Genomic DNA, 18,370 nt, shown 5'->3' with positions numbered 1-18,370 from the left:
GCGTGCACTGGGCGGCGTGCGCTTCGAGGGACCGCAGGAAGGCGGCCAGGACCGCGGCCGTGCCGCGATCACCGGGGATGCGGCTGGCGAGCAGGCGGGCGACGTGCCGATCGTGCAACGGGAGGGCGTTCCGGGGCAGTTGTAACATCAGCAGCCCGGCCGAGCCCCCGTAGACGGGTATCTCCGCGTCGGAAGGCCGTGAGGTGTCCCAGAGCACGAAGTCCCCGGCCCCCACGCCGCAGTCGTTGCGGTGCTGGGAGAAGGACGCCGCGCCCGCGTGCATCAGCCCCAGCTGGTACTGCTCGGGATCGCCGCGCCGGATCAGGGCCGGTGTGCGCCTCGACCGCAGCGGCGAGAACCCGAGCTTCGCCACCCGGACGTCCCCCAGCTCCAGCACGGCCGCCTTCGCCTCGAAGTCGGCGGAGCACTCGGTGCTGAGCGCGCTGGGGATCACCTCCCGCGAGACGAGGTCCGAGAACCAGTCGAACCGCTCCCTCGGCGGCAGCTCCTCCGACGACATCATTGACCACACAGCGTCCCCCGACTCTCAGGCAAATGATCACCACGGGGCATGATGCAACGCTCGTGCGCCCGCCGTCGCATGGCTGCGGCCCGGCGTGGCGGCGCCCCGTCAGCGGGGTCTCAACGCCAGCGAACCCCCGTCCCGGTCAGGAGAGGGGGTTCGCCGGACCCACTCAGACGGGCGAGGGACTGAAACGCCGCCGGCGTCGGACCCGCGTTCTTGACCGTCAGAGGCAGCAACTTCTTGCCGGTCGGGCCGATGGGGACGTGCGTGTCCGTCTACGGGCAGGCAGTCACTCGCGCCACCAGCCGAGCGCATCTTCGCCGGCTCGCGTGTTGCGGGCCGGCATGACCGGGCCGGCCTCGTGGCAGATGAAGCCGAGGCGGGTCAGTGCCCGGCGCATCTCGCCCGTCGTGAAGTCCCGGCGGTTCAGCCTGGTGACCACTTCCCCGACCTGCATCACGGGGTAGGTGCGGCTGCCGATGGTCACGGACACGCCGGTGACGGGCTCGGGCGTGATGCGGCTCATCGACTGCTCGACCTCACTCTTGATCAGGTCGAAGGGGAAACGGGCGATGACACAGCGCATGGATGCCTCCTCAGGGATGGGGAAGAACACCGGAGAAGCCGACTGCCCGGCAGTGGTCGGACGGCGGTCAGGGCGTGAGAGCGAGGACGCCCAGGGCGTAGCCGTGCTGGTCGATCACGGGGGACACGTGCAGGGCCCGGACCCTCATGGCCGCTTCCGCCTCGCTGAGTACGGCCCTGGAGGAGGTGAACGGTCCGCGGTCGAGCGGGATGTCCCGCAGCCGGGTCCGGTCGCAGTACCACGAGCCGCCGCGGTGCGCGGTGAGCTGGGCCTGGGTGACCAGTCCGGCGCACCGCCCGTCCTCGTCCTGGAGGAGCAGGTGGGAGACGCGGGCTCCGATGAGCACGGACAGGGCCACGTCGACCGTCATGTGGTCGTCGACCTGCGGCCCGGGAGCGTGCATGGCGTCGCGGGCGGTCAGCCCGGTGCCGTAGGCGTCGTCGGTCTGCTGTGTTCGGGACGGAATCGGCGTCAAAGGGTGCTCCTTGTCGTTGGGGCGTACAGGACGGGCGACGTCTCGGCCTGACTGCCGGGAGCGCATTCCCCGTGTCCGGCCTATGTGCTGGTCCTCGGGACGGAGCGACGGGCCCGGCCGGTGGCCCGGCCGCCCCGGCTCCGGGCGGCGGATCCCGTGCGCTCACGTCGTCCGTCGACCGGCGTGGTGAGGGTGACGGGTACACCGGAGGGGGTCCGGGCGCCGGTGATGCGCTGCAGTTCGACCTCGCCCGGACGGATCTGCGCGGTGCGCGCAGTGATACCGGCGTCGGCCATCAGGCGGTCCACCGCGCGGCGCTGATACGGCAGGACGAGGGTGACGACGGTGCCGGACTCGCCGGCGCGTGCGGTGCGGCCGCCGCGGTGCAGGTAGTCCTTGTGGTCGGCAGGAGGGTCGACGTTCACGACGAGGTCGAGGCCCGCGACATGGATTCCGCGAGCGGCGACGTTGGTGGCCACCAGGACCGTGACGTGGCCGTCCTTGAACTGCGCGAGTGTCCGGTTGCGCTGCTGCTGGGACTTACCGCCGTGCAGGACCGAGGCACGCACGCCGACGGAGAGCAGGCGCTCGGTCAGCTGGTCCACCGCGTGCTTGGTGTCCAGGAACATGAGCACACGTCCGTCGCGGGCGGCGATCTCGGTCGCGACGGTGTCCTTGTCGGCATCGCGCATGTGCAACAGATGGTGCTCCATGGTGGTGACGGCACCCGCGGACGGGTCGACCGAGTGCACCACGGGGTCGTGGAGGTAGCGGCGCACCAGGAGGTCGATGTTGCGGTCCAGGGTCGCCGAGAACAGCAACCGCTGACCGCCGGCGGGGACTTGGGCGAGCAGCGCGGTCACCTGAGGCATGAAGCCCATGTCGGCCATCTGGTCGGCCTCGTCCAGGACGGTGACGGCGACCTGGTCCAGCCGGCAGGCTCCCCGCTCGATGAGGTCCGTGAGCCGGCCCGGCGTGGCCACGACGACTTCGGCTCCGCCGCGCAGGGCGCTCGCCTGACGGCCGATCGACATGCCGCCCACCACTGTGGCGAGGCGCAGCCGCAGGGAGCGGGCGTACGGGGTGAGCGCGTCAGTGACCTGCTGGGCCAGTTCCCTGGTGGGTACGAGGACGAGGGCGAGCGGCTGCCGGGGCTGGGCCCGCTGCCCGTCCAGACGGGCCAGCACCGGCAGACCGAAGGCGAGCGTCTTGCCCGAGCCCGTGCGCCCCCGTCCCAGGACGTCCCGGCCCGCCAGTGCGTTCGGCAGGGTGGCCGCCTGGATCGGGAAGGGAACGGTCACGCCCTCGGCACGGAGCGCGGCCAGCAGCCGTTCGGGTATGTCCAGGCCGGCGAACGTCTCGACCGCCGGCAGCGGCTCTGTGAGGGTGACCGGCAGGGCGAACTCCTGTCGGCGCGCGGTGGAGCGTGCTCCCCTGACGCTCTTGCGCCCGGCACCCGGACGAGGACCTGGCCGGCCCGTCTCCTGCGTACGGAAGCTGCTGCCGCGAGCGGAGCCCGTCGAGCGGGTGGGACTTCTGTCCGTGCGGAAGCGACCGGAACTGCCGCCGGTCTGACTGGTGTGGTTCATGCAGGAACCTCCTCGATGCGGCATATCGAGGAATTCCGGCCGACGGGGAAGCCGCACGAGGAATCACAAGAATGAGCCGAAGGGAAATGCGAAAAGTCGTAAAACAATGAGCTGGGGCCCGCACCCCAAGAGCGCGGGCCCCAGCCACATGATGCGCGAACCAGTGGCTCGCGACAGTTCGCGTCAGCGTCAGGCGGGAACGATGTTCTCGGCCTGCGGGCCCTTCTGGCCCTGCGTGACGTCGAAGGTAACCTTCTGGCCTTCCTGAAGCTCGCGGAAGCCCTGGGTGGCGATGTTCGAGTAATGGGCGAACACGTCCTGTCCGCCACCCTCCTGCTCGATGAAGCCGAAGCCCTTTTCCGCGTTGAACCACTTCACGGTGCCAGATGCCATATCGAATCTCCCTTGGGGGCAGTGCCGGGCTCCGCACTTTGCGGAGCCGAGTCGCCGCAATGATCACCCCTCCGGAAAGATCCGGAAAGCTCAGCGAAGAAAAACTCTCTGGCAACCAAAACTGCAACTGTTATCACGCTAGCACAGAGGCAGGCACAGGCGGTCATGCGTTTTTAGGAACACTCGACATTTCTCATCCCGCTGGGCTACATATTTCTGTATTGGCGGGACTAGGTATCCGCGGCGTGCTCAGCCAGCTTCCGGCGCATTTCCCGGTTCAGGCGGAGGGCGTCGTCGAGCTGGTCCTCGAGGGAGACGATGCGGCACGCGGCCTCCACGGGAGTGCCCTGGCCGACCAGCTCCCGGGCGCGGGCGGCGATGCGCAACTGACGGCGGGAGTACCGGCGGTGCCCCCCTTCCGAACGCAGAGGAGTGATCACCCCGGTCTCGCCGACGGCCCGGAGGAAAGCGGGGGTGGTGCCGAGAACGTCTGCGGCCCGCCCCATGGTGTAGGCGGGATAGTCGTCATCGTCGAGGCTGCCTGCGGCAGAGACGTTCTCAGCGGGCATAGCACCTTCGTTTTCAGGCACGCGGCAGGGGCCCCCGGCGTGCCTGGCACCGGTCTCCGAAGGATTCAGGGCCATCCGCGTCGTGCGACAACCCTAACTCCGGCAGGCATGGAGATGTGGGCTCGCCGTGACAGATGTCCTTCCACACACAGTCCGACGAGCCGTCGCAAGTTTCCCCCCAGCCGTACCGCCGGACGGGCCGGAACCCGCCCGCTCACCTCGCGAAGTGTCCCTGCTCCGGTGTCAGTCCCGCTGCGGACATGACCGATGCGGCGGCCCGCTCGGTGGCCTCCGGCGATACGACCAGCAGATCCCGGCGCCCATGGGCGGGAGCCATCAGAACGATGGTGCTCGGCGTGCGCTCCGTGGTGGTGCTGCGCAGCCGGACGACTTCGTTGCAGATGAGCATGCGGCCCGGTGCCCCGGCCCACCCCGTGCCGTTCACCAGGACACTGGCGATCCGACCCCAGGCACGGGGCAGACCGGAGAGCAGTGGCGGCAGTTCCGTCAGAAGATCGAAGGTACGCGGCCACCAGGCCCCGTCGATACGGCGCGGCACACTGCTCTCGGGCGCAAGGTACAGACGGGGGACGGGCGGGGCCGGCGGCGGGCGCCGTAGTCGGTCGCTCATGAGGTGTCCTGTCGAGTGGTTCGGTGCGGCAGGTCGTCCTCGGCCCGACGATTCGCCTCGGCGGCCGGGAATGCGCTCGCGGTGAGGCGGAGTGCGGCGTCGGCCGTTCGCCCCTCCCAGGCGTCCTGTGCGTTCGCGTAGGCGGGGAAGCGGTCGATCAGGCCGGTCTGGCGGAAAGGGGTGGGGTCGGTCGCGTGGTTGTCGTACACGATGCGTAGCCAGCCGCCCCGGGCGCGGCAGTCGGACCATGCCTCGCACAGTGGCGTCAGGATGCTGCGGTCGGTGAAGGTCGCGTCGCTCAGGTCCACGATCAGGAGGAGCCGTCCAGGCCGGGTCGCGCGGGCCTCGACCAGGGCGCGGACCAGTGGGGCCACGGTCCGCGTGTCCAGTTCGCCGTGTGCGCGGACGATGCGGCACTCCTCGAAGAGCGCAGGCGCTTCGCCCCGAGTGGGCAACGGCTCGCGGGAAGATGGTGGTTGAGGCCGGTCGATCGTCCCTGCCACGGGCTCCCAAGGGGCCCCGTGCCTCATTCCGCCTCCCCGTTCGCGCCGACCGGGCGACCCGTTTCGGCGAGCGTCAGCATGCGCGCGGCGGTCAGCGGGTTCTCGGGGTCGGCTGCGGCGGCCAGCAGCCGGGCGGCTGTTCCGGCGGGTTCCTCGGGCGGGACGACCAGGAGCACCCAGCGTCCCACGGTGCCGCAGTCCAGGGTGATGACGTGCGCATCGCTTCCGGGTCCGGCCGGATCCACGGCGATCACCCTGCCGGGCGCCATGACCGTGTGCGGGTGGTCGGGCCATTCGGCGGGGTCCACGGTGACGCGTATCGCAGCTCCCAGGTCTGGCTCCAACGAGCCGACGAGCGAGGGAAGTTCGAGTTCCAGCGCGTCGCAGCGCGGCCACCAGGCCCCGTCCAGCGGGCCATGACTGACGTCCGGGGTGAGGGTCAGGCGGGGCAGGGGCATGCGGTACGTGTGCGCGTCGGCACCGGACGCGCCTTCGGCCGGCGTTCTGGTGGGTTCCATCGTGCGGTCCCGTCCCGGGAGCCGTAGGACGACTGCCCGTTTCGTCCCTCACCGGGAACGGCACCGCCGGAAGCGCTGCGCGAAAAGCTCTCGGTGGGTTCAGGCTACTCCTGGCCCAGGAGAAGCGGGCGGCTCAGTCCTCCGGCTCCGCCCTCTGTGCCATCTCCTCTTCCTCCTCTTGTTCTTCCTCCAGATCCTCCATCAGGCAGACTCCCTCATGTGTCAGCGAGACGGCCGCTGGAGTCCGGTGCGACGTCCATTCCACGCTGATCAGGCCCTCGTCAGCCAGATAGGCGCAGGCAGCGGAGAGGTCCTCGTCGGGCATGCCCAGCTCGGCGCGGAGCACCGATCCGCTGACCTCGGGGCGATTGAGTCCGACGGCCCTGTACAGGGACCGCAGAACCGCCTCGCGGTTGTGCTTGCGTTCGCGGAGTTTCGTCATGGCTGTCGTTCTCCGGGGTGACGGCCGCGCGGGGACGAACGCGACGGTGGATCCACGTGGCCTCGCGGACCCGGTTCATACCTCGTCGGCGTGAGCGTGCGCCTGCTCTGTCGATTCGCTGGTCGCGAGCCAGGTCCGTGCGGGTTCCGCGGCGTGCGCGGTGTCGAGGGTGAGATGGAGCCGGGTCCCTCCTTCATCGCCGGCGGGGTAGCTGCGCTGCTCGGTCGAGTCGAAGCAGCGCCGGAGCACTTCGGCGACACGACGGGCGACCTCCGGCGTCGCGGCGACGATGCGGACCTCGGCGTGGCCCTCGGAGGGCAGGGGCTCGTGCTGCATACGACCTCCTGGCAGGCGACGGGTACGAACCATGATTCCGGTCGCTGCCCGACACGCCGGGCAATGGTGGGGGTGGCGTCGCGTTTCCGCGGCGGCCCCTGTCTGAAGGGTATGCCGGGTCAGGGCGGCTGTGCGTCCCATGACCTGCCGATCAGCAGACCGGCAGGTCATACGGGTCGCCCGGCCGAGCTCGGTGCCCCCGCGGGCCGCCCTGAGCCGGCAGAACAGCGACCGCCGGGTCGCGCTCGCCGAGGTGGGCCCGGCCGGGAGTACGGTGGAGAGACCGAGGGCACGCCGCGCACCGCCTCAGGCACCGGTGCCGTTCTCGGAGATCGACGACGCCGGGGCGGCTTTCGTCCGTGTCCGGGGCAGGGTTGGTCATGACCGCGCAGGCGTTCCTCCCGACGACCTTGGCCCTCCCCGCGCTCCGGCCCGTACGGGGCAGGCCGCGTACCGGCATGCCGGGCCCGACGCAGCGGGGGTGCATGTGCTCGCCCCAGGTCGCAGAACGCGTCCGCCCGCTGACGCGTGGTCAGGTCGCGGACCGTCTGCAGGAGCTGGGCGACCTGTACGCGGAGACCTCCGGGGGCGACCCATGGGCGTGGAACGAGGCGCGTGTCGTCTTCCTGCGCCATCTCGCGGCCGACGCACGACGACCGGGGTTCTCGCTGCTGATCGCGGAGACCACCGCCCTGACCGGATACGCCTACGGCTTCCCCACAAGCGGCACGGGTCCATGGTGGGCGGGCCTCGGCGAACACGTTCGGGGAAGTCTGCACCAGAGCGCCGCCTCCGGGCGGCTCTTCGTCGTCTCCGGGATCGTCGTCCCGCCTCGTGTGCGCCGGGAGTACCGGGACCCTGTCTGGAACCTCGCCCGGCGACTGCAGCGGCGCTTGCTCGCCGACCACGGCGCCGCGCTCGGCGTCGCACTGGTGGACGTCCGGGACCACAGGACCGTTGAGACGATGCGGTCCTGGGGATGGCGGTACGCCGGAGACGACACCCTCAAGCCCGTGCCGCCAGGTCCGTTCCGCATGCTGGTGCTGGCTCCGGGAGCATGAGCGGCGGGAGCTGAGGGCTGGAGAACACCTGCCTCAAGTTCCACATACCAAGCAGCACAGAGCCCTCTTCCAGAGCGGGAAGGCGGTTCACGCACGCTTGGATCGCCGTCAGCACCCTCGGACAAATCAGAGAGCGTCCGAGCTTCCACTCACCGGTCAATGAGCGCAAACCAGCATCTCTGCCACAGCGTGAGGCCCGGCCTTGATGAACTCGAACTGTCGTTCAAGGGGTGCTCCGCGGAGACCAGTCCCACTGGTCCTTCTTGTATGTCCGGTTAAACAGGCCCTTGACCGTGGACAAGTCGTCGAACCGACACCGCCCTGGCGAGGCACCGCACCAGCCGATGCCGCTGCTACAGCAACCCCCGGCGGGGCCCGTCTGACATGAGACCGATGCTTCGCAGCTGCTTCGGGCCCGGTTGTACGACCAGCGCTCAGGCGCCTGCGGCCGTGACGATGGCGTCGGTGGCGAAGCCGAGCAGGAGACCGAGGAGGATGCACCAGGTGGTGAGGGTCTTGAGGCCGGCCCTGCGGGCGACGGCCAGCAGCTCGATGACGACGTAGAGGATCGAGCCGGCGGCGAGGCCGAGGAAGGCGATCGACAGAGTGTCGTTGACCACGTGCTGGCCGACAAGGGTGCCGAGAAAGGTGGGGCCGCCGCCGATCAGGCCGAGCCAGAGCAGGGTGAGCCAGGACGGGCGTTCGCCCTCGGCGGCCAGCGGAGCGACGATGCCAAAGCCCTCGGTGGCATTGTGCAGGCCGAAGCCGATGATCAGCAGGAGGGCCAGGGAGAGTTCTCCCCGGGCGGCGGAATTGCCGATGGCCAGGCCCTCGGCGAAGTTGTGGAGACCGATCCCGGTGGCGATCATCAGCGCGAGCGAGAGCGCCTGACTGCGGGGCTTCTGCGCCAGTTCGGCGCCGGCGGCGGCGCCGGGGCCCGTGGCCCGAGCGGCGGCTTCACGACGGCGGGCGATCCAGCCGTCGTAGTGGACGAGTCCGGCGAGCCCCACAGTGAGGCCGACGACCAGGGTGAAGCCCCCGGACGCCACCGTTCCCCAGGTGTGCTTGCCGAGCGCCTCGTCGATGGGCTCCCAGGCGTGAGTCAGTACGTCCCAGACGAGGAAGATCAGGATGCCGATGGCGACGGCGTTAAGGCCGGCCCTGAGCCGGGGCGTGGGCGTGCGGAGGCGGCCGAGGGGGAGGCCGAGGTAGATGGTGAAGCCTGCGATGGCTCCGAGCAGGACGATGCTGCTGCTGGACATGGGGACTCCGGTCTGACGTGCACAGGAAGCGCCCAGAACATAAGGCAGGCAAGGCTTACCTAACAAGTGGCGAAAGCTCGGCTTCAGCGAAGCTTGGGAAAGTCATTACGTGCTCCTGTCCGTGGCGCGGGCGCAATCCCCTCGCGCGTCGTCTTCGCATCCCTCCATGGAGGCGATACCTCGCCCAAAACAGCAATTTGACGGGTTTCGCACACGTCCATGGGCGATGCTCTCACCCCACGAGACGAGAGCGCCTCGCCGACAAGGCGGCCGATGGTCTCGGCGCGAAGCGCAGGCCGACCACGGCGGCCCACGGGCTGGAAGAGTCCGACTTCGAGCCGAGATCGCACACACCCTGCTGCGGCTGCGCAACTACATAACGCACCGGCGGAGGCGTCGAAGTCATGACCAGCGCCGACAACCTGCGAGAGTTCAAGCGCGACGGCCGCATCGTGATCGTCGGGGCCTCACTGGCCGGACTGCGGGCCGCCGAGGCGCTGCGGGACGAGGGTTTCACCGGCTCGCTCACCATGATCGGTGACGAGCTGGGCGAGCCCTACGACCGGCCTCCCCTGTCCAAGCAGGTCCTGACCGGGTGGGTGCCGGCCGATGCCACCACGCTGCCGCGACGCCGTGACATCAACGCGGAGTGGCTGCTGAAAAACTGGAGCTGTGCTTCGGCGGCCCGCCGGCCCGACGGGAAACCCAGATCGCGCTGACCGAACTGGTACGCCGCCTCGACCGGCCCGGACTGCTCGCAGACCCGCCGCCGTACCGGCCTAGTCCCGTTCTTCGGGGTCCGATCCATCTGGACATCGAGCAGGGTGACGGTTGACGCGGCAGCCGAGGGCGCACCCGCCGAGCAGCACTGTGCCCCCTTCCTTGTCCGGGAAGGGGGCACAGGCCAGCCACATCGTCAAGCGACCGCTCGTCAGTTGGTGCAGCCGGGGATGGTGTTCTCGGGAGAACAGTTGTCCGGGGTGTTGTTACGCACCAGGGTGCGGTCCAGCGTCACTGTGCCACCGCTGTTGAAGATGCCGCCGCCGCTGCCGGGGCCACCGTTCGCGGTGTTGCCCACCACCGAGGAGAGGGTCAGTGTCGCCGCATTGCGGTTGTAGATGCCGCCACCGAAGTCTGCGGTGTTGCCCCGCACCGTGGAGCGGGTCATCGTCAGCGTGCCGTCGTTGAAGATGCCCCCGCCGCCGGGGGAGGTGGCGGTGTTGCCGCTCACCGTGGAGAGGTTCAGCGTCAGCGAGCCGCCGTTGTAGATGCCGCCGCTGTCCGAGCTGGAGGTGTTGTCACGCACCGTGCTGCGGGTCAGCCTCGCAGTGCCGCGGTTGTCGATGCCGCCTGTGCTCCCCGCGGTGTTGTGCTGCACCGTGGAGTTGGTCAGCGTCAGCTTGCTGGTGCCGTCGTTGAAGATGCCGCCGCCGGTGAAGACGGAGCTGTTGCCGGTCACCGTGGTGCGGTCCAGCGTCGTCGTGCCGCCGTTGATGTTGAGGACGCCGCCGCCATTGAAGTTGTGGCCGTCGGTGATGGTGAAGGCCGCCAGTCGCGCCTGGGCGCCATTGGTGACCGTCACCACGGAACCCGTGTGGTTGCCGTCGAGGACCGCGCCCTGGACTCCCGTCAGGGTCAGGTTCTTGTCGATGGTGAAGTTGCCGACGCAGGTCCCCCTCACCTGCAGTGTGCTCCCCGGCGAAGCGGCGTTGATCGCGGGCTGCAGGGCGCCGGGGTCGGCGTTGCAGTTCACCGTGGTGTTCTGGGCAGCCGTGGCCGGGGTCGCCCCGGTCAGGCCGGCCGCCCCCGCCATCGTCGCCACAACCACCGCCGGCACCCCCCGGTGCCACACCGCCCGAGTTGCTCGCACGAGCATCTGTCATCTCCCGTCCATGTGCCGGGACACGCCCGGCGGCCCCGCCTCGCTGTCGTTCTCCTGCCGGGCGGCCCAAGCGCCCACGCTCGCAGAGACCTCCCCCTCGGGGCGGACCGAGCACCGGAGGAGAGCCCGCACGCCCCCGAACGGCCGGAGACAATGACCGGCATGGCCCAGAGACAACCGCGCTGAGCGACCGGGTCGGCCACGACGTACCCCTGGACTCACACGCCACCGCACACCAACGAGCCCCCTCCCAGTCAGGAAAGGGACTCGAGGCCTATTCGGTCGCGCTTAATCCTGGAACGGGCCCTCAGACCCACTCCACCTCGGAAACGATCTCAACCACCCGATCGAGCGCCTGGCCCCCCTCAGTGCGCGTGACCGCTCGCAGCAGGCGCCGGCCCAGCGTTCTTGAGTCGGGGCCGGCCTGCTCAGACCTCTTTGTCCAGAACTACCGTTTGGACGGCCATTGCGTTCCAGGGCGTCGACCGCAGATTCTTCGGCGGCCTTTGTGATCAGGGGTGGCTGCGGCCTCGGCCTGGCACGATTGCGCGGACAGCCCTTGATTCTCCAGCCGAAGGCGGGAACCGTGTTGGATTCCACCAACGCTGATCCCTGTCGGGACTGGGGTGTCACGGAGTGTGGCTCTACGCGCCAGGTGCTGATCAAAGCCCAGCGCATCTCGCCGGAGGACGCATGCATGCGGCCCGGCGGGGAGCCTGATCACCGGAAGCGACTCGGTGCAGAGCGAGGCCCAGGGCGAAGACCTGGGCCTCGCTCACTGTGCGACCGACGGTCGGGAGGCGCGTCACCTCCCGCCTCGGCCTCTTCGCGGCAGAGGGCTCACTTGGGGCAGGTCGGCCTGATCACCCCGTAGAGAACCCGGTTGCCCTCGCCCGCGTGCTCGGTGAGGGTCCACAGCTGATCGACCGAGTGGAGCCAGTAGAGGTCCTGCAGCCCCCGGCCGCAGCGCCGACGTGTGCGCGTCCGGGAAGGACGCCGCCCCGCTCCACACCGTGTCGCTCCAGCCACGGGAGTCGGACGCGCTGCTCAGATCTTCAACGTTCTACGAGAGTGTGGCCAACGCACCGTGGGCTTCGGTGTCGACACCACCGACGCCGTCAACGTCTCGCGCATGTACCTCCCAAAGCCCGAGGTCATCGACGCACAGTGGCACTCCCCTCCGATCACCCGCGTCGGTTGATATCGCCGACGTCGCTGCGGACGAATCCCCCAGTTGAGTCCAGCCCAAAACTGCAAGGACAGCGCACGACACCGCTCCGGTCCATCTGCCGAGCCGACCGTGAACTTCGGGGCTTCGATCAGCGCCGCAGGTCCGGGCGGCGGCGCCTGGATCGCAGTCAGCGCAGCCGCCGCCTTACCCTCACCCATCCCCACCCGCACCTCGGCCAACTGGTGGAGTACCTCACTCACGTCAGAGCGCGTGACCATACGGCAGCGCCGAGCCGTTACGGCGCGGTCGGCGACGGGCTCGGCACCTGCGCTGGGCACGCCCTAAACCGTGGGCTCCTTTCGGCGAGGCATCAGCAGGAAGGCCAGCACCGCCACCACGAGCGGCAGGATGCTGACGGTCAGCATGGTGAGCCGTAGACCGTCGGCGAAGTCCAGCCCGAGGTCCAGTCCTGAGGCCTGACGGAGCAGGTTGGAGTCGTACACGCTGCTGCCCGGAGTCTGCGCCAATCCGCTGCGCACAGCATCCACGGCCCGTCCGGCCCGGGCCACCGACAGCCCGCGTGACTTCGCGTCCATTAGCCACTGCCGCCGGAAGAAGAGATTGAGAAGCAGAACGTAGACGGTGGGCCCGAAAGCGGCGCCGGTCATCGCGAAGGCCATTTGGACGGAGGCCACCGCGCCGGAGTGCCCGGGCGGCGCCTGGGAAAGGACCGTCTCGGACACCGATGCGGAAGTGACCACCGCCCCCAGGTTGCACAGCCATGTGGTCGGCACGAGCAGCCACAGCGCCATCGCGGGGCCCGCTGTACCCGCCAGCAGCAGTCCACTTGCCGCCATCACCACCAGACCGGTGATCATCACCGGTCGCGGAGTGCACTTCCCGATCAGGCTTCCGGCCAGGATCACGGTACCGGCAATCAGCAATGTACCGGGCAGGTACAGCAGACCGACGGACTCGGGCGAGAGCGATAGCACAACGCTGCCGAACTGCCCAAGGACGATGCCGAGCCCCGCGATCAGGAAATTCAGCGTGAGGGTCGCCGCCAAGGCCACCTTGAACGGTGCGCTACGGAACAGTGTCAGGTCCACGGCGGGTTCCGGAGTGCGGCGTGCATGAAGCACGAAGAGCGCGGCAAGGACCGGGCTGATCACCAACGGCACCCATGTCTCGGCCCGGAGAATGCCGTTCTGCGCCGCGGCGAGGCCGACGACGAGGGCCAGAAGAGTCGCCCCGATCAGGGTGACACCCACCACGTCGAGGCGATGGCCCGGCTGGACGGGTGACTCCGGGACGTACCGGGACGTCAACCACAACGACACCAAGCACAGCAGCGGGGCGATCAGGAACAGGAAGCGCCAGCCGACGACCGCCACCGCCCAGCCCGTGAACGCGGGGATCACACCGCACAGGATCACGTCAACGGCCATCAGGCCACCGATGGCGATCGGCCGCTTCTCTGGCGTCACGGACACCTTCAGCAGGGCCAGCGGCACTGCCAGCAGCGCGGTCATCCCCAGCCCGGCCAGAAAGCGCATCGCAAGCAGGAAGCCATAGCCGGGCGAGAAGACGGAGAGCAGGTCGGCGATCGTGACGATGACCAGTCCCAGCATCAGCAGCCGCTTGAGACCGATGGAGTCCCCGAGCCTGCCCGCGGCGAGAACGGAGGTGGCCATCACCAGCGTCGCTGCCCCGCCGAGCAACCCCACGGCTTGCGGTGGCACATGGAGGGCCCGGTTCACCTCCGGCAGATTCAGGCCGAGAACCAGCGGATCGACGACGGTGACGGTGAAAGCGAGAGCGAGAGCGAGGATGATCCGCAGGGGCGTCGAGTTGGTAGCTGACTCAGCGGATGACACCGTAGAGACTCCCGTGCTTCGGCGCATATCGGTTGACACTAACCCGGCCATTGCGCACCGTCGGGTTCCCTGGGCCGACATGCACGGAAAGACAGCAGCGAGCCCCTCCCGATCGGGTCATTGTCAAGAGTTGTGGATCGAATGATGCGCGATCCAGTCGGTCATCCCTCGTCCAGACACAGGCGGAAGCGGTGTCCGGCCGACTCGAAGAGCACCCGGACGCTCCCCTCCAGTCGTATCGCGGGCCAGACCACCACCCAAGGCGGCACCCCAACATCCTCACAGTCGCATCTGGGGGCCACAGCCCGGTGGCGCTTGAGAAGGTGCTGGACGCTGGTCGTGCCGGGGAGGGGGAGCATCCGCGGCGAACGGTGCAGTTGACGACGAAACGATCCCGCTCCTCGCCGCCCTCGAACGGGGACCAGGGGATCGTGCGCCATGACCTGCCGGACCCGGTTGCCGGGGTGCGGACGCGGTGATCTACTCGAGGAAGCAGGTGCGTTGGAACACTCGGCCCGGTAACACATAGAGCATGGCGCAGAACGCCGCCCTTTGGCGTGCACCGGGAGAGCCGGAACATGTCGTCGAAGGTCTTCCTCAGTTCGCGTGGTGGCCACAAGCCGTGCTGTCCAGCCATACGAGAGGAGTGCGGTGATGGCATCCTCAGCAACCGGCTACCGTCCCATACAACGCTTGCGGCACGGTCTCGGCGAGGCGGCGACCGGCATCGGTCAGGCGGCGGCCGCCACCGGAAAGGCCACCGCGGCTGCCGTACGTCATCCGGGGGAGACCATCGACCGCGCCAGGAAGATGACGCGGGCCGTACCTGTGGCATGGCACTCGGTGAAGCCGACGCTGACCGGCCGGCTGGACGACTGGCGCCGCGAGTACGCGTACACACTGGGGGAACAGGCGTTCGTCTACGGCTTCCCTTACATCCACAACGCCGTGCTCCGCCACCGCTGGGTGACCCAGAAGCCCGAGACGGGAACGACGCCCTACGCGCCCGTCAACCACTTCTGGCATGCGAGCAGGCTCTGGGACGCCTCGGACCGGGAGGGTGTTTCCCCCAACAACGACACGCTGTACTCCTGGGCGTGGGTGGACCTGCGCGAGGAGCCCCTCATTCTCTCGCACCCGGACATGGGCAACCGCTACTTCACCTTCGAACTGGTCGCCTTCACCTCCGACAACTACGACTACGTGGGCATGCGGACGACCGGATCGAAGGCCGGTGACTTCGCCCTCATCGGCCCGGAGTGGACTGGGGACCTCCCGCAGGGGGTGCGCCGCACGGCGACCGCCCCCACCCCGTGGGTCCTGGTGGTCGGGCGGACCCTCGTCGAGGGCGAACACGACCTCGCGGCCGTCCACGCGCTTCAGCAGCAGTACCGGTTGACGCCGCTTCACCTGTTCGGCAGGGAGGGCGCCACGCTCCCGGAACGCCGCGACGTACTGGTACCGGTCGACCCCGCCAAGGATCCGCTCGGGCCGTGGAAGACGCTCAACGCGGTGCTGGCCGAGAACCCTCCGCCGCCACACCACGATGTCCTGCTACGGCAGTTCGCGGAGATCGGCATCGGCCCGGGGCTGGACGTCGAGGCACAACCGGAGCCGGTGAAGGAAGGCCTGATCAGGGCCGCCACCACCGCCGTACCCATGCTCGAACAGCAGCTGCTCAGCGGCCAGTGGGGCGAGTTGATCAACGGCTGGCGGTACCCTCCCCCGCAGATCGGGCACCTCGGGGATGACTTTCTCAGGCGGGCCGCGGAGCAGTCCCTGGTGGGCATCGCCATCAACGATCCCGAGGAAGCCGTCTACCTGGCGGCCTTCACCGACGGCGTCGGTGAAACGCTGGCCGTCGGCAGCTACGAACTGCACTACCAGGCGGGGACACTGCCGCCGGTCGACGCCTTCTGGTCGCTGACCGCCTACGACGAAGGCCGGAACCTCATCCCGAATCCCATCGGCCGGTACTCCATCGGAGACCGCACCCAGGGGCTGGTCAGAGACGCCGACGGCGGCTTGACCCTCTACCTGCGGCCCGACTCACCAGGACCCGGTCGGGAGTCGAACTGGTTGCCCACACCGCAGCAGGGCATCTGGTACGTGGCGCTGCGCATGTACCTCCCAAGGCCCGAGGTCACCGACGCACGGTGGCACTGCCCTCCGATCACCCGAGTCGGTTGATATCGCCGACGTCGTCGAGTTTCTCCGCGGGGTGGGTCCAGAGCGGGGCGCTGCCGAGGTGGCGGGGGCTGTCGAGGCGGTGCTGGCAACCGTCGTCAGACGCCATGCGCGGTGAGTGAGCTTGCAGAGCCGGTCGCCACCGCGGGCGCCTGCCTGAGCAGTGATCTGTGTGCGGACGGGCTGCCTGGCGAGGCGTTCAGGCGGTCGTGGCCGATGTTCGCGACAACCCGACTCTCACACCCCACCAGAAGGTCTTCAGAAATGCAGGTGTCCGCGCGGTTCAGTCCACACCGCTGGTCGACCACACAGGGCAGATGATCGGCATCATCTCGACGCACATGCCACAGCCCGGCCGACCCTGCGAGCGAGACCTGCGGATCATGGAACTGTACGGCCGGCTCGCAGGGGAAGCCATCGCACGCCGCCCGGGCAAGCCATCTGTCGACGACTATCCGGCCAGCCCCCGACACGACGGCCCGATCCCCACCACGTCCGGGCTGGACGAAGCGTGGATCAACTCAGTCACGTCGGACTTGATCAATCGGATCTTCTCCGCAGGACTGAGTGCCGCCGGCGCGTTGCAGCTCATCACGGATGACCTCGCAGCACGGCGCGTGGAGCTGTGCCTCGACACACTCGACGAGACGATTTGCTTGATCCAGAGGGCCGCGCTCGACGTCCCGTCGCCGTGGGCCTCGTTGACCGCATACCACTGGGCACCGCTCGCGTCCGGCACCCTACGCCACGGTTGGTGTCAGGCCCAACGACGAGCTTTTCTCAGACCCACTCCACCCCGGAAACGACGTACGGGGTAGATACAGGGCCCAGCAACGGCGTCCGACAGGGCGCCGACAGCGCCAGCGGGCGAGGACGCGAAGCGCCGACCGCAGCCAGCGCAGCCGCCACCTCCTCCTCGCTCACCCCCGCCAGCGCCTCAACCACCCGATCGAGTGCCTCGCCCACCTCAGTGCGCGTGACCGCTCGCAGCAGGCGCCGGCCCAGCGTTCTTGACCGTCAGCGGCAGCAGCTTCTTCCCGGTCGGGCCGATTTGGATGTGCGTGTCCATCTGAGGGCAGGTAGCAACGCAAGGCGGCCGTCCCGGCTGCTGAGGGCATCATCGCGAGGCGCTGTTCGTGCCCTCGAAGTCCTCCGCCTCAGGCCTGCGTTGGCCCGCACACCACTACCGCTTCGTCCCGAACTCTCGGCCGGACGGCCATCGCGGTCCATGGCGCCCGTCATGAGGTCATCGACGGCCGTTGATAGCCACCTTCGGTGTGGTGGTTGCTGTACTCCGCTGCCGTACGGCGAGCGCCGCGGCGTCATGGAGGGCCCTCTGCGCCAGCAGCGTGAGCCGGCTGCGGACCGGTGAGGGAAGCCACAAATGAGGCCGACCAGTGGCGCGCGAACGCCGAGGGGGCTACTGTCGAAAGGGAGAACGACCGGTCTTCCTACCTCTCATGGGAATGGCCTCTCGGCCTTCCGGCTGGGACTGCCTCCATGCAGAGAACTGCTGGTGGGCCCCGGCGCACGTCGAAGAGAGATCAAAAAAGTTCTATGAAAGCACCCCGCGCCCCGGCCTGGCCGGGGCCCCGCAGAGGGCCACTGCTCCGCGCGGCCCTGCTGGGATCAGCCGTCCGATCGGATGAGCCGGACCGCGTTCAGCAAGGTCTTGTGGGCGGCCGTCGAGTCGTCCAGGTAGCCGGCAGCCATCGCACCGTCGTACAGCATCAGCAGCGCACCGGCGGCCGACTCCGCATCGGCGTGGCCGAGCCGGGTGAGCAGATCCTGGAAGAGGGTGCGGATCCAGTCCCGATGGGACGTCACCAGGTCACGGACAGGATGGTCGGCGTCCGGGTACTCGGCGGCCGCGTTCATGAACGGCGATCCGCGGAAGCCGCGCTCGCGGGCGTGCTCGGCGATGGCCTCGAAGATCAGGTCGATCGCTTCCGCGGGCGGGTGCCCGGCGGCCAGCGGTTCGGCCACCTCACGGTAGTAGGCGTCCTTGGTCAGCAGATAGGCCACGACCAGGTCGTCCTTGGAGGCGAAGTGCCGGTAGAAGGTCGCCTTCGTCACGCCGGCCTCGGCAATCAGCCGTTCCACGCCGATCGCGCGGACGCCCTCGTAATAGAACAGCCGCGACGCGGCCCGAACCAGGCGTTCGCGAGGCGGTAGCTCTCTCTCAGTCCTGGTCTCTCGGCGCGTGCTGTCGGTGGTCTTCTGCCCAGTGCTGCTCACTTCCCCATTGTGCCCTCGGCTCTGCCTTGAGCGGCCTCTACCCCCGTACGGCCCCCACCCATAGGGGTCGTCCCTCTATCCCGTACGGCTCGCACCGGCGTTGTCATTCATCGAAAGGCTTGAA

18 protein-coding genes and 3 pseudogenes are annotated in these 18,370 nt (G+C 68.8%); 5 read left to right on the top strand and 16 right to left on the bottom strand.

Features of this window, described 5'->3' with window-relative positions:
• Window positions 1-4 precede the first annotated feature (4 nt).
• The 11 genes and pseudogenes from FB157_RS48310 to FB157_RS11080 form a co-directional block, all read right to left on the bottom strand.
• Window positions 5-520, bottom strand: a pseudogene (locus tag FB157_RS48310) (AraC family transcriptional regulator); the annotation flags it as partial.
• A 295-nt stretch (window positions 521-815) separates the two neighbouring features.
• Entirely contained in the window at window positions 816-1,112 is a 297-nt protein-coding gene (locus FB157_RS11125; protein ID WP_145878445.1) for an SCO5918 family protein, read from the bottom strand.
• A gap of 67 nt (window positions 1,113-1,179) precedes the next feature.
• Window positions 1,180-1,587, bottom strand: coding sequence for a CBS domain-containing protein (locus FB157_RS11120; RefSeq protein ID WP_186581448.1), 408 nt, complete (start codon window positions 1,585-1,587; stop codon window positions 1,180-1,182).
• Window positions 1,588-1,667: 80 nt separating this feature from the next.
• The gene (locus tag FB157_RS11115; RefSeq protein ID WP_145878443.1) at window positions 1,668-3,176 is read right to left on the bottom strand and encodes a DEAD/DEAH box helicase; all 1,509 of its coding nucleotides are present in this window, start codon (window positions 3,174-3,176) and stop codon (window positions 1,668-1,670) included.
• 189 nt (window positions 3,177-3,365) lie between these two features.
• On the bottom strand, window positions 3,366-3,569 hold the full coding sequence (locus FB157_RS11110) for a cold-shock protein (protein WP_145878441.1): 204 nt from the start codon (window positions 3,567-3,569) through the stop codon (window positions 3,366-3,368).
• 230 nt (window positions 3,570-3,799) lie between these two features.
• Window positions 3,800-4,138: a MerR family transcriptional regulator gene (locus FB157_RS11105; RefSeq protein ID WP_145878439.1), complete on the bottom strand. Its 339-nt coding sequence runs from the start codon at window positions 4,136-4,138 to the stop codon at window positions 3,800-3,802.
• Window positions 4,139-4,352: 214 nt separating this feature from the next.
• Window positions 4,353-4,769 carry a DUF5994 family protein gene (locus FB157_RS11100; protein ID WP_145878438.1) on the bottom strand — a complete coding sequence of 139 codons (417 nt, stop codon included), beginning with the start codon at window positions 4,767-4,769 and terminating at the stop codon, window positions 4,353-4,355.
• On the bottom strand, window positions 4,766-5,224 hold the full coding sequence (locus FB157_RS11095) for an STAS domain-containing protein (protein ID WP_186581447.1): 459 nt from the start codon (window positions 5,222-5,224) through the stop codon (window positions 4,766-4,768). The genes FB157_RS11100 and FB157_RS11095 overlap by 4 nt, the downstream gene beginning before the upstream one ends.
• A gap of 71 nt (window positions 5,225-5,295) precedes the next feature.
• A complete protein-coding gene (locus FB157_RS11090; RefSeq protein ID WP_261386255.1) occupies window positions 5,296-5,790 on the bottom strand; it encodes a DUF5994 family protein in 495 nt (164 codons plus the stop codon).
• Between the two features lie 133 nt (window positions 5,791-5,923).
• Window positions 5,924-6,232 (bottom strand): hypothetical protein, encoded by a 309-nt coding sequence (locus FB157_RS11085; RefSeq protein ID WP_145878436.1) that lies wholly within the window; start codon window positions 6,230-6,232, stop codon window positions 5,924-5,926.
• Between the two features lie 75 nt (window positions 6,233-6,307).
• Entirely contained in the window at window positions 6,308-6,568 is a 261-nt protein-coding gene (locus FB157_RS11080) for a hypothetical protein (RefSeq protein ID WP_145878434.1), read from the bottom strand.
• Between the two features lie 380 nt (window positions 6,569-6,948).
• On the opposite strand from FB157_RS11080, the gene FB157_RS11075 reads away from it, so the two are divergent.
• A complete protein-coding gene (locus FB157_RS11075) occupies window positions 6,949-7,629 on the top strand; it encodes a hypothetical protein (RefSeq protein WP_145878432.1) in 681 nt (226 codons plus the stop codon).
• Window positions 7,630-8,063: 434 nt separating this feature from the next.
• Here FB157_RS11075 and FB157_RS11070 read toward each other — a convergent pair whose 3' ends face one another.
• The gene (locus FB157_RS11070) at window positions 8,064-8,891 is read right to left on the bottom strand and encodes a ZIP family metal transporter (RefSeq protein WP_145878430.1); all 828 of its coding nucleotides are present in this window, start codon (window positions 8,889-8,891) and stop codon (window positions 8,064-8,066) included.
• Window positions 8,892-9,295: 404 nt separating this feature from the next.
• Between FB157_RS11070 and FB157_RS11065 the strand changes: the two are divergent.
• Together FB157_RS11065 and FB157_RS48305 are read left to right on the top strand one after the other, a co-directional pair.
• Window positions 9,296-9,550: pseudogene (locus tag FB157_RS11065) on the top strand (FAD-dependent oxidoreductase); the annotation flags it as partial.
• Between the two features lie 14 nt (window positions 9,551-9,564).
• Window positions 9,565-9,726, top strand: a pseudogene (locus FB157_RS48305) (cytochrome P450); the annotation flags it as partial.
• A gap of 96 nt (window positions 9,727-9,822) precedes the next feature.
• On the opposite strand, the gene FB157_RS11055 reads toward FB157_RS48305, so the two are convergent.
• The gene (locus FB157_RS11055) at window positions 9,823-10,719 is read right to left on the bottom strand and encodes a hypothetical protein (protein ID WP_145878428.1); all 897 of its coding nucleotides are present in this window, start codon (window positions 10,717-10,719) and stop codon (window positions 9,823-9,825) included.
• A 1,566-nt stretch (window positions 10,720-12,285) separates the two neighbouring features.
• Window positions 12,286-13,821, bottom strand: a complete 1,536-nt coding sequence (locus tag FB157_RS11050) for an MFS transporter (RefSeq protein WP_222440929.1) — start codon at window positions 13,819-13,821, stop codon at window positions 12,286-12,288.
• A 654-nt stretch (window positions 13,822-14,475) separates the two neighbouring features.
• On the opposite strand from FB157_RS11050, the gene FB157_RS11045 reads away from it, so the two are divergent.
• On the top strand, window positions 14,476-16,011 hold the full coding sequence (locus FB157_RS11045; RefSeq protein ID WP_145878424.1) for a DUF1254 domain-containing protein: 1,536 nt from the start codon (window positions 14,476-14,478) through the stop codon (window positions 16,009-16,011).
• Here FB157_RS11045 and FB157_RS48300 read toward each other — a convergent pair.
• A complete protein-coding gene (locus FB157_RS48300) occupies window positions 15,995-16,117 on the bottom strand; it encodes a hypothetical protein (protein WP_261386254.1) in 123 nt (40 codons plus the stop codon). The genes FB157_RS11045 and FB157_RS48300 overlap by 17 nt on opposite strands.
• Window positions 16,118-16,178: 61 nt before the next feature.
• Here FB157_RS48300 and FB157_RS11040 point away from each other — a divergent pair, with 61 nt between their 5' ends.
• The gene (locus tag FB157_RS11040; RefSeq protein ID WP_145878422.1) at window positions 16,179-16,826 is read left to right on the top strand and encodes a GAF domain-containing protein; all 648 of its coding nucleotides are present in this window, start codon (window positions 16,179-16,181) and stop codon (window positions 16,824-16,826) included.
• 811 nt (window positions 16,827-17,637) lie between these two features.
• Here the strand turns inward: FB157_RS11040 and FB157_RS11035 are convergent.
• Window positions 17,638-18,246, bottom strand: coding sequence for a TetR/AcrR family transcriptional regulator (locus tag FB157_RS11035; protein WP_145878420.1), 609 nt, complete (start codon window positions 18,244-18,246; stop codon window positions 17,638-17,640).
• Window positions 18,247-18,370: the final 124 nt, after the last annotated feature.

The organism is Streptomyces sp. BK340, from assembly GCF_007827595.1.
Classification (GTDB): Bacteria; Actinomycetota; Actinomycetes; order Streptomycetales; family Streptomycetaceae; genus Streptomyces.
Note: the sequence above shows the minus strand (reverse complement) of the source record. Positions and strands in the feature narration are given on the sequence as shown.

What these genes read in the sequence shown, in the direction of transcription:
- FB157_RS11125 (WP_145878445.1), bottom strand. Translation starts at nt 1,112, where the DNA reads ATGCGCTGTGTCATCGCCCGTTTCCCCTTCGACCTGATCAAGAGTGAG.
- FB157_RS11115 (WP_145878443.1), bottom strand. Translation starts at nt 3,176, where the DNA reads ATGAACCACACCAGTCAGACCGGCGGCAGTTCCGGTCGCTTCCGCACG.
- FB157_RS11110 (WP_145878441.1), bottom strand. Translation starts at nt 3,569, where the DNA reads ATGGCATCTGGCACCGTGAAGTGGTTCAACGCGGAAAAGGGCTTCGGC.
- FB157_RS11105 (WP_145878439.1), bottom strand. Translation starts at nt 4,138, where the DNA reads ATGCCCGCTGAGAACGTCTCTGCCGCAGGCAGCCTCGACGATGACGAC.
- FB157_RS11100 (WP_145878438.1), bottom strand. Translation starts at nt 4,769, where the DNA reads ATGAGCGACCGACTACGGCGCCCGCCGCCGGCCCCGCCCGTCCCCCGT.
- FB157_RS11090 (WP_261386255.1), bottom strand. Translation starts at nt 5,790, where the DNA reads ATGGAACCCACCAGAACGCCGGCCGAAGGCGCGTCCGGTGCCGACGCG.
- FB157_RS11085 (WP_145878436.1), bottom strand. Translation starts at nt 6,232, where the DNA reads ATGACGAAACTCCGCGAACGCAAGCACAACCGCGAGGCGGTTCTGCGG.
- FB157_RS11080 (WP_145878434.1), bottom strand. Translation starts at nt 6,568, where the DNA reads ATGCAGCACGAGCCCCTGCCCTCCGAGGGCCACGCCGAGGTCCGCATC.
- FB157_RS11075 (WP_145878432.1), top strand. Translation starts at nt 6,949, where the DNA reads ATGACCGCGCAGGCGTTCCTCCCGACGACCTTGGCCCTCCCCGCGCTC.
- FB157_RS11070 (WP_145878430.1), bottom strand. Translation starts at nt 8,891, where the DNA reads ATGTCCAGCAGCAGCATCGTCCTGCTCGGAGCCATCGCAGGCTTCACC.
- FB157_RS11045 (WP_145878424.1), top strand. Translation starts at nt 14,476, where the DNA reads ATGGCATCCTCAGCAACCGGCTACCGTCCCATACAACGCTTGCGGCAC.
- FB157_RS48300 (WP_261386254.1), bottom strand. Translation starts at nt 16,117, where the DNA reads ATGGCGTCTGACGACGGTTGCCAGCACCGCCTCGACAGCCCCCGCCAC.